Genomic DNA, 14,106 nt, shown 5'->3' with positions numbered 1-14,106 from the left:
CCGCCAAAGCCGAATGGCAGCCCGCGTAGCTCCGATTAGCGGTAGCGTAATCGGAGGAATTGTTGGCTTCGAGATGTGCGATTGCGCAAGCTAATCGCACCTAAATTTTGAGTAACTATTCAATGCGAAGTAAAAACGCCTTCTCCCAACGGAGCAGGGGAATGAACACCTCAACGTCAGCTACGCCGCTCGCTGAGCGGAGTCGAAGCGAAATCGCTGGCTTCGGCTCCGCTCAGCCAACGCCTTATTTCTACTCCGCTTAGCCAACTGCTTACATCGACTTTAACCGTTCAACTTAACGCCAATGGTAACTAACTTACCCAAGCGCCCTCTGAACCCTTACAATTTTGAATGACAGCGTATTGCCTTATTGCCGTCTCCGCAAATTTCATCTCATGTGATTGCAAAGGGTCGTCGGCATCCGATGCAATTTTTTTCACGCTTATAGGTAGGGTACACAGCCTCTTCGTTTGGCTTAGTGCGCATAGGGATCGAAAACAGTGTCCCGGTCTACAAGGAGAGCGCCCATGCCGAACCACCACCGCTTATCAAACCATCAGCCATCCGCTCGCGGCAAGTCCAAAATAATGCGCTTGGCGCTGGTCGCGGCGCTGGCCGGCTTGCAGTTGGCTAGCGCCCAGGCGGTGGAAGCCGATGTGGATTTGCACATGCCGGCGCAACCCTTGGCGGCGGCCTTGGAAGCTTATTCGCGCGCTACCGGCTTGCAACTGATCTTCCGCCCGGAAAGCGTGGCCGGCCTGAGCAGCCCGGCCATCGACGGGCGTTACAGCCGGGCGGACGCCCTCCGGCATCTGCTGAAAGGCACCGCCTTGAACGTGCAAACGGTTGACGACCATACCTTGGCCATCAAACCGAGCCAGCAAAATCCGGACAATATCGAAAAGCCCGACGCGGCGGCCACCTTGCCGGCCGTCAAGGTGGTCGGCCAAGCCGCCTATGACGCCACCGATCCCTACAATCCGGATTACGCGTTGCCCAACGCCAGTTCCGGCACCAAAACCGATACGCCGATTATGGAAACGCCGCTGAACGTGCAGGTGATTTCCAAGCAAGTCTTGAAGGACCAGCAAGTGATACGCCTCGATCAGGCCTTGAAGAACATCAGCGGCGTCAGCGTCGCCAACGGCAACAACAATTCAGCCGGCCCCAGCAACGCCGAGCAATACACGCTGCGCGGCTTCGCGACCAGCACCTTGTTCCGCAACGGTTTTCGGATGGATGCGGGCAGCACCTGGTACGGCAACGGTCAACAAATGGCCAACGTCGAAAGCGTGGAGGTCCTGAAAGGGCCGGCCGCGATTCTGTTCGGCCGGGTCGAGCCCGGCGGGATGATCAACGTCATCACCAAAAAACCCAGAGCCACGCCCTACTACGCGATCAACCAGCAGTTCGGCTCCTACGATTTGTTTCGCACCAGTGTCGATGCGACCGGCGCGATCAACTCCGACGCGAGTTTGCTATACCGGGTCAACGCCTCGTTTCAAAGCAATCATTCCTACCGCGATCTGGTCGAAAGCGACGACAAATTCATCGCGCCGGTCATCCAGTGGCAAATCGGCGCCAAAACCCAAGCGACCCTGGAAATGGAGTATCAGCATAAGCGGGCCAGCGAGGATTTCATGATTTTGCCGACCGACGGCAACAACCGGTTTATCGACTTACCCCACCAGCGCAACCTCGGCGAAAAAAACCTGGCCACGACCGACGGCTACTTCGCCGGCTTCAACTGGACGCATCAGTTCAACGAAGATTGGAGCATCAAGCATCAAGTCAACTTCCGGCGCCGCGAGGTGCGGCAAGGCCCCAGCACCTTGCCGATTTTCTTGGCGGGCAACACCCTGAGCCGGGTGGTTTACGGAATCAATCCGGAAACCAACGACACCTTGGCCAATATTCTGGACCTGACCGGCCATTTCACGACCGGTGCGTTGAAACACACCTTGCTGGTCGGCGGCGACCACTACGCCACCGATTATTTTCAGGACCTGACCTTCGGCGGCATCGGTTTCACGCTGTCCGATATCGACATCAACCGGCCCGCCCACCCCGGTCCGGGTTTGGTATTGGACCCCAGCTTGCGCCAGCTTTTCGCCCAAAAAACCGACAATTTCGGTGCCTATCTTCAGGACCAAATCGAGCTTACGCATAACATTCACCTGCTGGGCGGATTTCGCTACCAATATGTGCATTCGAAAATATTTCGCGGCGGCGCGGACGGCGTACTGCGGCCGGACGAATTCGGCCTGCCGCAAACCGACGACGACGTCACCCCTCGCGTCGCGGTACTGTGGCAACCGGCCGCGTCGCTCAGCGTCTACGGCAATTACGTCGAGAATTTCGGCGCCAATACCGGGCGGTTTTCGTTTGTGGAAGGCGCGGCCTTCGGCAAGGCCTTGGCGCCGGAAACCGCCCAACAATGGGAGCTGGGCGCCAAATCCGAGCTGTTCGACGGCCGTCTGCGCCTGTCCTTGGCCTATTACGATCTGACCAAACAAAACGTCGCCACGTTGGACGTCGCCCGCGGCGCGGCTTGCGGCAACAATTTTTGTTATTTGTCGGTCGGCGAAGTCAATAGCAGCGGACCGGAGCTGGACATACAAGGCGAAATTCTGCCCGGCTGGAACGCGATCCTGACCTACGCCCACCAAGACGTGCGCGTCACCAAAAGCTCGGACACCTCCGGCCAGATCAAAGTCGGCAACCGCTTGCAGTTTGTGCCGGAAAATACCGCCAGCGCCTGGAGTACCTACGAAATCCAACAGGGGCCGGCCAAGGGCTTGAAATTCGGCGGCGGCGTAAGCTTGCGCGATTATGTCGTGAATGCCAACAACCAAACCCGTTCGGTCGGCAATACCTTGGTCGGCCTGATGACCGGCTACAGTTTCAAAGTCGGCAAATCGAAAGTGACGGCGCAACTGAACGTCGATAATTTGCTGGACCAACGCTATTTCACCGACGCGTCGCCGGTGACCGACTCCGGTTACGGCTATGTCAGCTTCAGCAACCCGCGCAGTTTCATCGGCTCGCTCAACGTCGAGTACTGACGGCCCTCGTTGCCGATTCTCCCGGCCGTGTCGGCGGGTTTTCCGTCCGGCCGTGCCGGGAGAACGCTGCCGAGGATTAACGGAGCTTTCGAGGTGAAGTTTCTTTATCGAGCATGAAAAATCGTAGGGCAAAGTACGGACACACGCGTATCCGAAGGGGGTTCTCGGTCGCGGCTAAAGCCGCTGCTAGGCCCATCTTTTTTTTCATGCTCAGGGGTGACGAAGCATTTCATGATGGTTACCTAGATGCGATAAATCGCAAATTTCTGTCTGGATTTGACGCCGAGATTCGTCTTATGGATTAAACGACCTTTAACAAACTTTATATGACGCGACACTTCTGGGTTTTGGTACACCGTTACGCCGGCTTGTACATGGCGTTCTTTTTGACCGTCGCCGGGCTGACCGGTTGCGTGCTGGCCTTTTTCCACGAATTGGACAACTGGCTGAATTCCGACCTGTATCGGGTGGAACTTAGCGACCAAGCGATGCTGGACGAGTTTGTATTGCGCGACCAAGCCTTGGCACTGGAACCGCATGCGTACATCAACCAACTGATGTTAAGCCGGGAATCCAACCGGGTTTTCGAAGCGGGGTTGACGCCGCGCACCGATCCGGCCACCGGCAAACCCTACGAGCTGGCTTATCAAAACCTGCGGCTGGACCCTTATACCGGCGGGTTGCTCGGTTACGGTAAGGACGAAGGCTTGTGGCCGCTGACCCGCCGCAACATCCTCCGGGTGATCTACAGCTTGCACTATTCGTTGGCCTTGGACGAAGTCGGGGTCTGGTTGTTCGGCATCGCCGCGCTGATCTGGACCGTCGATTGCTTTGTCGCGTGTTACCTGACCTTTCCGGTGCGGCGTAAATCCCCTCACCCTAACCCTCTCCCTGAAGGAGAGGGAACAACTTCGCGCGGCTTTTGGTCGCGTTGGGCGATTGCGTGGAAAATCAAATGGCCGGCCTCGGCCTTTCGGCTAAATTTCGACTTGCACCGGGCCGGCGGTTTGTGGACCTGGCTGATGCTGTTCGTGTTCGCCTGGTCGTCGGTTGGCTTCAATTTGAGCGAAACCGTCTACCAACCGGTGATGGCCGCGCTGTTCGATATGCCGGATTTACGGCAATTTCCGGTCCCGAATCTGCCGGAACCGCGCCCGGAACCGCGCATAGCCTGGCGTGAGGCGCATGCGTTCGGCCGGCGTTTGATGGCCGAACAAGCCCAAGCGGCGCACGTGCGGGTGCTGGCGGAAGAGGCGCTGGCCTATCAACCGGAGAAGGGCATGTTTTTGTACGTGGTAAAAAGCGACCGCGACCTCAGCCCGGACCACGCCGGCACCGCGATCTGGTTCGACGGCGACAGCGGCCGGTTTGGCGGTCTACTGTTACCGACCGGCGAAAACCTCGGCTTGACCTTGAGTATGTGGCTGTTTGCGTTGCACATGGCAAAAGTCTGGGGACTGCCGTTCCAAATCTTCGTTTGCGCAATGGGCTTGGTGGTCGCGATGCTATCGGTCACCGGCGTCTATATCTGGCTGAAAAAGCGGAGCGCCGCCGGCTTGAAGCGTCAATCGCGAAATCGCCTGCCAAGCGAACAATGAAGCCGATAACCGCAGCCAGCCATTCGGTTTTCAGCTTGGTGCGGTAAATCAACTTTTTAACCGCTAGCCGCACCGACCGGGATAGCACTGTAAAGCTTCACTATTCGGCGTAACGAACCGGGAGAACAATTTGATATTAGAAGCATGCGATTTGAGTAAACGCTATGGGTCCCATTTGGCGCTGGACCGATTGAATCTACAGGTAAAGGCCGGCGAAATCTTTTGTTTGCTCGGCGCCAACGGTGCCGGCAAAACCACGACGATTCATCTGTTTCTGAACTTTATCAAGCCCAGCGCCGGCGTGGCCAGGATAGCCGGCCTGGACGTCAGCCAAAACCCCGATCAGGTTCGGCAACGGGTCGCCTATTTGCCGGAGAATGTCGCGTTGTATCCCAGGCTCTCGGGCCTGGAAAATTTGGACTATTTCAGCCGCTTGTCGGGCCATCGCTATGACAAAACCCGCTTGCGCGACTTTCTGTGCCGGGCCGGCTTGCCGGACGAAGCCGTCGACCGTCCGGTCGCCGCTTACTCGAAAGGCATGCGCCAGAAAGTCGGCATTGCAATGGCTTGCGCCAAGGAAGCCCAGGTTTTATTGTTGGACGAACCGACCTCGGGCCTGGACCCGCAAGCCGCCTACGAGTTTTCCAACTTGCTGGTCAAACTGGCGAACGCCGGCGTGGCCATCTTGATGGCGACCCACGACTTGTTTCGCGTCAAGGAAACCGGTCACCGGGCCGGCATCATGAAGGTCGGTCAACTGTTGACGGTTCTGAAAACCGCCGACACCAGCGCCGCCGACTTGGAACGGATTTATCTGGACTATATGCGGGCCGGTTTGCGCGCTGCGGAGCCCGTCTCATGATTGCCGTCATCGCCGAAAAAGAGTTCACCGAATGCCGCCGCGACGGCCGCTTCAAGCTGGCGGCATCGTTGATGCTGGCCTTGATGATCGCCGCCAGCGGATTTGGTTGGCGCAACTACCTGGATTTGCTAAATCAAGCCGACATCGCCGCCGAGCACGACTATCGGCGTTTCGGCCAACAAGACCCCAAACACCCGCACGACGCCGCTCATTACGGGGTGTACGCCTTCAAGACGCCGCGGCCGCTGACCATTGTCGATGGCGGGATCGAGCCGTACGTCGGCGCCTCGATCCTGAATGGTGCCCACATCCAAGGCGAAGTGGAATATCCGCCGGCCCAGGACATGAGCGCGCTGCAGCGCTTCGGCGACTTGAACCCGGCCAATGCCGCCCAAACCCTGCTGCCGCTGTTGGTGATACTGCTCGGTTTTTCGGCTTTCGCCGGCGAACGCGAGCAAGGCACCTTGCGACAATTGCTGAGCCTCGGACTGCGGCCTTCGCTGCTGCTCTGGGGCAAGGCGGCCGGCATCGCGCGGGCGCTATTGCCAATACTGTTGCCGCTTGCCGGATTCGGTATCGCCACTGCCGGCTATCTAACGCCGGCCGAATCGCGCGGCGACGAACTGGCCCGCGCCGGTTTACTGGTGGTGTTGTACGGACTGTATCTGACTCTGCTGTTGTTTCTGACACTCGGCGTGTCCGCCTGTTGCCGCTCGGCGCGAACCGCGCTGGCAGTGCTGTTGGTGTTCTGGGGCGTCACGGTGTTCGCGCTTCCCCGCATGTTGCTGGATGTCGGCGGCTACGTTTATCCGGTCCCGTCCACTCATCGGTTTTGGGTCAATTTCATGACCGATCTGAGCCAATCTTGGGAAAGCGCCAAACAGACCTTGCAAAAGCAGTTGCTCGCCGAGTACCGGGTCGAGCGCGTTGAGGACCTGCCCTTCGACTACACGGGCCGGAGTATGCAAGTCGGCGAGGAAGCGGCCTGGGCGGTGTGCGAACGTTACGACCGCCAACGCTACGATATTTACGCCCGACAAAACCGCTTACTGGAGTGGGGCACGCTGATCGCGCCGAGCGCCGGCGTCTCGCTGCTATCGATGGCCCTGGCCGGCAACGATCCGGCGCAGCATCAAGCTTTTACCCGGCAAGTCGAACACTATCGTCGCCACTTGAACCGCCTCCTCAACGATTACGTCTCCCGCCATCAAACTCGGAACGCCAACGGTTGGGACAGCACGTTAATCAAAGCCGACGCGAGCTTCTTCCAACGCGTTCCGGCGTTTCGTTATCGGCCGCCCGATTGGCGGGAAGCACTAAGCCCCTATGCAAGAGCCATCGCTTTATTACTAACTTGGACGGCCGCGGCGGTAACGTTTGCCCGCTACGCGGTTTCCCGTTTGTCGGGGGCATCGGCATGAAGGGCTGGAGCTTATGCCGCCTCGAGTGCCGGCAACTACGTCACGACCGGGTATTTTGGGCGACTAGCTTGCTGTGCGCGGCGGCCTTACTGTTCGGTTTCAACAACGGCAGGCAATGGCAAACCGGCCAGGATGCCTTGATCGCCGACTACGCCCAACAGAGCCGCCAAGATTTCGAGGAATTGTTGAACATGGCCAAGGAGCTGCGCGCTAAAAACCAGCCGCCGGCCCAAACCGTCGCGGAGCGGGAACGCGATCCGCGCTACGCGCTGGCCCTGGGCGGCATGGCGCAACATATATGCCGGCAAAACGGTGATCTGGCGGCGCTGACCGTCGGCCAAACCGATCTGTACAACGCCTGTATTCTGGTCAACGCCTGGGAAGTCGGCGGCGCTTACGACGAGCGCTTACATCGCACGCTGGAAAACCCGTTGCGCTTGCTGCTCGGCCGCTTCGACGCCACGTTTGCGATCCTTACGCTATTGCCGATCGCGATTTTGCTGCTGACTTACAACCAATTGTCCGCCGAACGCGAGCTAGGCACGCTGGCCCTGCTCGGCTGCCAACCGGTTCCGCCGCGACGCATCATAGCCGCCCGCTTCGCTGTCAGATCCGCATGCTTCGTCGCGTTGACGCTGCTCCCGTTGAGTCTGGCGCTGTGGCTGGCAGCACCGCCCGCCGACGCGCCAAGCTTTGTCGCGGCTTGGGGCGGTTGGTTGCTGGTCAGTACGGCGTATCTACTTTTTTGGTTTGCCTGCGCCTTTTGGGTCAATTCGCGCGGTCAGAGCAGCGCCGAGAACGGTTTGCTATTGGCGGGACTGTGGCTGTCCTTGGTGGTCGTGTTGCCGGGCTGCCTGAATCTAGGTTTGAAACAGTGGTATCCGCTACCCTCGCGGATGGCCTTCATCGACGCCAGCCGCGAAGCCACTATTGAAGTCGGCAAGCGTAAGAGCGCATTGCTGGGCAAATACTTGATCGATCATCCCGAGCGAGTGCCGCAAACCTCAAGTGTCAATGCCGACGACTTCATCCAGACCCGCATCGCGTTGGACGAGGAAACCCAGCGAGTAATGGCACCCGGCCGGGCCGAGTTCGCGGCCCAGCAAGGCCATCAACGCGAACTGGTCGAACGACTAGGCTTTTTGTCGCCGGCCATCGTCTATCAGCACACGGTTCAGCAACTGACGGGGCAGGGCCAGGATTACCAGCAAGCCTTTCTGGAAGCGGTCGCCGACTATCACCAACGACTGCGGGCTTTTTATTTTCCGAAATTTGTTCAGGACGGGCCGGAATTCAACGATTACCAGGCCATTCCGCAATTCCGGCACCCGGCGCCGGCCGATGCGTTTCGACGGTCCAATCTGCCGCTGGCTTGCGTCGGCGTGGGCTTGCCAAGCTTGCTGTTGGTCGTTGCCGGCTGGCGGAACATGCGCCGAATCCGTTTTAAAGTCGGCGCATGATGGGCATGACCGTTTTCCTGACTCCCAACCAACCACCCCGCCGCGCGGCGCACGCTAAGGCAACGGCCCGCGCATCCAGGTTTACATTGGAAAAGCCGATTGCCGCCTGGTTGGCGGCGTCGTGGTTAACCCTATCGGCTGCCGCATGGGCGGACGATCCGGTTGCCGTGCGGGTCGCGCCGCTCGCCCAAATCGCCATTTACCCCGAATCCGCCGCGCCGGCGCTGGTCGTCAGTTTGAATCACTCGCCGATCGCGGCCGAAATCGACGCCTCGGTCGTCGAGCTGCCGGTCAGGGTCGGCGACACGGTCAAGCCCGGCACGGCCCTGGCGCAACTGGCCTGCCGGAACTTTGAACTGGAACGCGCGCGCCTGCAGGGCGAAAGGCTAGCCGCCCAAGCCAAACTGGAACTGTCGCAATGGCAGCTCAAGCAAGCGGAAACCCTGGCCCAACAACAGACTCTGCCCGACGAGCAGGTCCAGGAAAAACGCGCGCAATTGGCGGTCTTGCGCGGCGAGCTGGCCGCGAATAGCGCCCGTCTGGAAACCACCGACCAACAAATCAAGCACTGCACCGTGCGTGCGCCGTTTGCCGGGGTGGTGACCGAACGTTTGATCGCCATCGGCCAATTCGCCGCGCGCGGCACGCCGTTGGTGCGCTTGCTCGACACCAGCCGGCCGGAAGTGTCGGCGCAAATCCCCGATCAGGAAACCCAGGCCTTACGGCAGGCGAGCGACTTGAGTTTTGAACACAACGGCAACCGCTACCCTCTAAAACTGCGCAGCGTTTTACCGGCCATCCGCACCGAAACCGGCACGCACGACGCCCGGCTGGATTTTGCCGCTACCGCCGCCGAAGCCGGCAGCGCCGGCCGCGTGGTATGGCGGGATAAACGAATGCACGTCCCGGCCGAATTCGTCGTCAAGCGCGGCGAACAATTGGGCGTGTTTTTGAACCGGCAGAGTACTGCGCAGTTTCACGCCTTGCCGGCCGCGCAAAGCGGCCGGCCGGCGGCCATCGCGTTACCGGGCGACAGCCAGCTCGTCGTCACCGGTCAATTTGCGCTACGAGACGGCGCCGCGATCACGGTCGAAGCAGCGCCCGCCGCCAAGAGCAAACCTTGAACATGCGGCTGGATTCGCTGTACCGCAACCATGTCCTGGCCAATCTCAGCTATTTGATGGTGCTGATTCTGGGTGTCTTGGCCTATCCGCAACTCCCCAAGGAAAAGGCGCCGGATACGCCGGTTCACGCCGCCAGCATCGCCGTGGCGCTGCCCGGCGCCGGCGCCGAGGACGTCGAGCGCTTGATCGTCGACCCGATCGAACGCATGCTGCGCGGCAAAATCCGCGACATCAAGCACGTCAGCAGCAACGCCCAAACCGGTATCGCAACAATCACGGTCAGCTTCGAGGAACTCGACAAACCGGTCTACGAACGCCGCATGATGGAGCTGCGGCGCGAGTTGCAGACCTTGGCGCAATCGGAATTGCCGAAGTCGGCCGCGCTGCCGGAGATTTTCGAAGGCAATTTGGGTTCGGATTGGTTCAAGATTTTGGTGTACGGCCCCGGCGAAGACGAAAACTTTCGCCGCCAGGCCCGCCAAGTCAAACTCGATTTGCAGCGCATGCCCGGCGTGGCAACGGTGGAAACGAAGGGCCTGGAAGATCCGGAATTACAAGTGACGTTTCATCCGGAACGTTTGGCCGGCCTGGGCATCAGCCCCACCGCCCTGGCCGATACGGTCGGCGCGTACTTCCGAGACATCGCCGCCGGCGTCGTCAAGGTTGACGAACGCGAGTGGCTGCTGCGCCTGACCGGCACCGAGGACGCGGCAAGCCGGCTGGCACAGTTGCCTATCCTCGGCGCCAAGGGTGAAGTCAGGCTGGGCGATTTGGCCGACATCAGCCGCGCCAGCAAAGCCGTGAAACTGGGCGCGCGGTTTCGCGGCCAACCGGCGGTGGCGGTGATGCCTATCAAGCAAGCCGGCGCCAACACGCTGACCTTGATCGATCAACTGAAAGCCTATATCGATGCCCGCAACCGGGTCGGCGCCCATACCGGCGTGCAACTGTTTTTACTGATCGACCAGTCCGATCAAATCAGGAGCGCCATCGCCACGATGGAGGAGCACGCCTGGTCCGGCATGTTGTTGGTGTTGGCGGTGACCTGGCTGCTGTTGGGTACCCGCTTGTCGCTGCTGACCACGTTGGCGGTGCCGTTCTCGTTGGCCGGGGTCTTCATCGCGTTGCAGATGACTCACCAATCGCTCAATCTCAGTGTGTTGCTGGGGGTCATCATCGTGCTGGGGATGCTGGTCGACGATGCGGTGGTGGTGATCGAGGCGGTCGGCCAACAGTTGCGGCGGGGTTTGCCGCCCTTGTCCGCGACGGTGGCGGCCTTGCGCGAAGTCTGGCTGCCGGTCGCCACCTCCTCGCTGACCACGATCGCCACTTTTGTGCCGCTGATGTTGATGAGCGGCTATCTGGGCATTTTGATGGGCGTGGTGCCTCAAGTGGTCTGCCTGGCCTTGCTGATCAGCATCGTCCAGGCCTTGTGGATTTTGCCGGCCCACGCCGCCGCTACCGTCAGGGCCGAAGCGCAAAATTCCGGCAAAGCCGCGACACATTGGCGAGAACGGATGCGTTTAAGCCTGCAACGCCGCTACGGCCATGCCTTGGTTTACGTGTTACGCCGCCCCATTCAGGCCTTGCTGTTGTTGCTGGCCTTCTTCGCGGTGGCCGGCTCGGCCGTGGCGTTTTCCTGGGTAAAATTTAATTGGTTACCAACGCCACCCGATTACGGCTTTGTCGTCACGCTGGAAATGGCCAGCGGCACGCCGTCCGCGAAGACCCTGGCCACCTTGGAGGAAATCGAACGGCGCATCGCCCCGTTATTCGAGCCGGGAGAATTGCGGGCCAGCGCGGCCGAAAGCGGCGCTATCGCCAAGGAAGGCCAATATTTGTACGGCCACCAATACGGCGATTTGTGGTTCAGCTTGAACCATGGCAGTCGCGATGCCGCCGGCTTGATACCCTCGGTCAAGCCCCTGCTGACGAATCTGGACGGGGCGGTCGAGGCTTGGGTCGAGGGCGAAGGCTCGGCATTGGGCGGCGGCGTCGGCAAGGCGATTAACCTCAACATCCAAGGCGGCGCCGGCGCCCAACTGGATGCCGCCGTCGTCGAATTGAAGAGCATGCTCGCCGCGACGCCCGGCATCAGCCAAATCCGGTTGGACCGGATCGCCGGACTCAGCGAATTGAAATTAAGGCTGGATAGCGCGGCGATTCAACGGGCCAGCCTAAGCCCGGACACCGTCTCCCGCACCCTGCAATTACTGGCGGACGGCGAGAGCGTCGCCAGCTATACCGAGCAAGGCGAGCCGGTCGGCGTGCGGGTGCGCGCCTATCAAAACGACATACGCGACATCGGCGAGCTACTGCGTTACACGGTGGCCCGCGCCGACGGCTCGAGCGTGCCGCTCGGCCAATTGGTCAGTGCCGAGCCGCGTATCGGCCCCGCCAGCATCAATCATATCGATTACCAACAGATGCTGACCCTGCAGGCCGATCTCGATAAAAGCCAAATGGATACCCTGGCCGCCAACCGCGAGATTCAGCGCCGTTGGGAATGGGTCAAGGATCGTTATCCGGACATCAAGGTGAGCTTCGGCGGCGAAATGGAAACCGTGGAAGAAGGCCTAAAACAACTCTGGCAATTTTTGGTGTTGGGGCTGGGGCTGATCTTCATCATCGTCGGCGCGCAGTTCCAAAGTTACGGCTTGCCGCTGCTGGTGTTGCTGAAAATCCCGATGGCCTTCGCCGGCGTCATCCTGGGGCTGATGCTGTCCGGGGAAGCGGTCAGTTTGTACACCTTTTACGGCGCCGTGGCTCTAGCCGGCATCGCCGTCAACTCGGCGATCCTGATGTTCTCGGCGGCCCACGATCGCTTGCAATCCGGCATGGGCGTGGTACATGCCAGCATCTGGGCGGCGCGGCGGCGATTACTGCCGATTCTAATTACCTCGTTGACCACCACGGTCGGCCTGTTGCCGCTGGCGCTGAGCGAGGACCAGTCCGCGACCGCCTGGCGGCCGGTGGCGACCGCGATCGTCTGGGGAGTGGGCTTTTCGACGCTGTTTACCTTATTCCTGATGCCTTTGTTGTACCGCTTGGGGATGGCGTGGGCCTTGCGGGGTAAAACGCATGGCGCTTAACCGCGCGGCGCGGCCGGCGGCCGCCCCAAGCCCATCCGGCCAGCGCCATGCCAGGCCGGCTCCGCGCCGGACTTGCTCGATCGGCTGGCTGCTGGCCGCCGCGCTAGCCGCTGTTCCGGCAAGCGCGCAAAATTTGCTGGCGGTGTATCGCGACGCCCTGCAAGACAATCCCAGTCTGGAAAAAGCCCGCGAAGGCGTGGAAGCCGTCGTCGAAAGCCAATCCCAAGCGCAAGCCGCGCTGTTTCTGCCGGAGGCCAGCTTTAGCGCGAATGTCGCCCGCGACTACCAAAATATTCGTTACGGCGGCGCGGCCGCGATCGGCTTGGGCGGTCGTAGCGAATTCATGACCGGCGCCTATAGCTTATCGATCAGCCAACCCTTGCTGCATATCGACCGCTGGGTCGCGCTGGAACAGGCCGACAATCGGGTCGCCCAAGCAGAGGCCGACAGCAGCGCCGCCGAAATCGCGTTGATGTTGAAGGTTTGCGAACGCTATTTCGACGTACTGGCCGCCGAGGAAAACCTGAAGTTTGCCCAGGCCCAACAGCAATCGCTGCAACGCAAACTCAACGAAGCCGAACAACGGCGGGCGGTCGGCTTTCTGGCGCTGACCGATGTCCAGGAGTCCAGGGCCGGCCACGACCGGGCAGTGGCCGACGCCATCGCCGCCGATCACCAACTGCGCGACGCCCGCGAGGGTCTGAGGGAAACGGCCGGCCAGCAATATCCGCAATTGGACGCACTCAGCGCCGACATGCCGTTGTTGGCCCCGGAACCGGCCGACGAGCAGCGCTGGGTGGAGTTGGCGCTCACCCAAAACTACGGTTTGCTGGCGCAACAAAAGGCCGTTCAGGTCGCCCAAGACGAAATCCAGCGACAGCGCGCCGGCCACCTGCCGACGCTGGATGCCAGCGGCAGCCACGGTTTTGCCACGTCCGGCGGCCGGTTCGGGTCGGCGGATATCGAAGACGACGTGATCGGCCTGAATCTGAACCTGCCGCTCTATCAGGGCGGCCGCACCGAATCCCGGACCCGCGAAGCCGAACACCGCTACCGCCAGGCGCTGGCCGATCTGGCCCAACAAAAGCGCGCGGTGCGGCGCGGCGCCAGTAATGCCTATCTGGGCGTGGTGGCGGGCATCAGCCGAGTCAAGGCACTGCGGCAAGCGCTCAAATCTGCCGAAGCCGGTCTCGCCGCCACCCAGGCCGGTTTCAACGCCGGCCGGCGTACCGCATTGGACATCATCGTCGCCGAACGCGAATTGCTCGGCGCTCAACGCGACTACGCCCGCGCCCGTTACGATTACTTACTCGACAGTCTGCGCCTGAAACAGGCGGTGGGTAGTTTGTCGCCGGCCGATCTGGAACAAGTGAACCGCTGGCTGATACCGGCTAAAACAAACGAGCGCGAGGATGCAGGCACGCCGCTGCCTTAGCATGTGTCGCGGGAAAAAAGGCTAGGGCCAAACCTTGGTTACGTTTTCA

Annotated in this window: 8 protein-coding genes; all 8 read left to right on the top strand. The window is 60.6% G+C overall.

Features of this window, described 5'->3' with window-relative positions; all coding sequences use genetic code 11:
• Positions 1-527: 527 nt before the first annotated feature.
• The 8 genes from A1355_RS20555 (at position 528) to A1355_RS20515 (ending at position 14,057) form a co-directional block, all read left to right on the top strand.
• Complete coding sequence (locus A1355_RS20555) at positions 528-3,065, top strand: TonB-dependent siderophore receptor (RefSeq protein WP_082885681.1); 2,538 nt, start codon at positions 528-530, stop codon at positions 3,063-3,065.
• 326 nt (positions 3,066-3,391) lie between these two features.
• Positions 3,392-4,663 carry a PepSY-associated TM helix domain-containing protein gene (locus tag A1355_RS20545; protein WP_064031152.1) on the top strand — a complete coding sequence of 424 codons (1,272 nt, stop codon included), beginning with the start codon at positions 3,392-3,394 and terminating at the stop codon, positions 4,661-4,663.
• Between the two features lie 130 nt (positions 4,664-4,793).
• On the top strand, positions 4,794-5,525 hold the full coding sequence (locus tag A1355_RS20540; protein WP_197471863.1) for an ABC transporter ATP-binding protein: 732 nt from the start codon (positions 4,794-4,796) through the stop codon (positions 5,523-5,525).
• Positions 5,522-6,946: a DUF3526 domain-containing protein gene (locus A1355_RS20535; protein ID WP_064031151.1), complete on the top strand. Its 1,425-nt coding sequence runs from the start codon at positions 5,522-5,524 to the stop codon at positions 6,944-6,946. Before A1355_RS20540 ends, A1355_RS20535 begins: the two co-directional genes overlap by 4 nt.
• Positions 6,943-8,406: a DUF3526 domain-containing protein gene (locus tag A1355_RS20530; protein WP_064031150.1), complete on the top strand. Its 1,464-nt coding sequence runs from the start codon at positions 6,943-6,945 to the stop codon at positions 8,404-8,406. Before A1355_RS20535 ends, A1355_RS20530 begins: the two co-directional genes overlap by 4 nt.
• A 5-nt stretch (positions 8,407-8,411) precedes the next feature.
• Entirely contained in the window at positions 8,412-9,530 is a 1,119-nt protein-coding gene (locus A1355_RS20525) for an efflux RND transporter periplasmic adaptor subunit (RefSeq protein WP_197471862.1), read from the top strand.
• A gap of 2 nt (positions 9,531-9,532) precedes the next feature.
• Positions 9,533-12,622 carry an efflux RND transporter permease subunit gene (locus A1355_RS20520; protein WP_064031148.1) on the top strand — a complete coding sequence of 1,030 codons (3,090 nt, stop codon included), beginning with the start codon at positions 9,533-9,535 and terminating at the stop codon, positions 12,620-12,622.
• Entirely contained in the window at positions 12,612-14,057 is a 1,446-nt protein-coding gene (locus A1355_RS20515) for a TolC family outer membrane protein (protein WP_082885679.1), read from the top strand. Before A1355_RS20520 ends, A1355_RS20515 begins: the two co-directional genes overlap by 11 nt.
• The last annotated feature ends 49 nt before the right edge of the window (positions 14,058-14,106 follow it).

It is taken from the genome of Methylomonas koyamae (assembly GCF_001644025.1).
GTDB lineage: Bacteria > Pseudomonadota > Gammaproteobacteria > Methylococcales > Methylomonadaceae > Methylomonas > Methylomonas koyamae_A.
This window is presented reverse-complemented; position numbering and strand designations above follow the sequence as displayed.

Bases quoted from the DNA above. Each gene is read 5' to 3' on its own strand.
- A1355_RS20555 (WP_082885681.1), top strand. From the start codon at position 528: ATGCCGAACCACCACCGCTTATCAAACCATCAGCCATCCGCTCGCGGC.
- A1355_RS20545 (WP_064031152.1), top strand. From the start codon at position 3,392: ATGACGCGACACTTCTGGGTTTTGGTACACCGTTACGCCGGCTTGTAC.
- A1355_RS20535 (WP_064031151.1), top strand. From the start codon at position 5,522: ATGATTGCCGTCATCGCCGAAAAAGAGTTCACCGAATGCCGCCGCGAC.
- A1355_RS20530 (WP_064031150.1), top strand. From the start codon at position 6,943: ATGAAGGGCTGGAGCTTATGCCGCCTCGAGTGCCGGCAACTACGTCAC.
- A1355_RS20525 (WP_197471862.1), top strand. From the start codon at position 8,412: ATGACCGTTTTCCTGACTCCCAACCAACCACCCCGCCGCGCGGCGCAC.
- A1355_RS20520 (WP_064031148.1), top strand. From the start codon at position 9,533: ATGCGGCTGGATTCGCTGTACCGCAACCATGTCCTGGCCAATCTCAGC.
- A1355_RS20515 (WP_082885679.1), top strand. From the start codon at position 12,612: ATGGCGCTTAACCGCGCGGCGCGGCCGGCGGCCGCCCCAAGCCCATCC.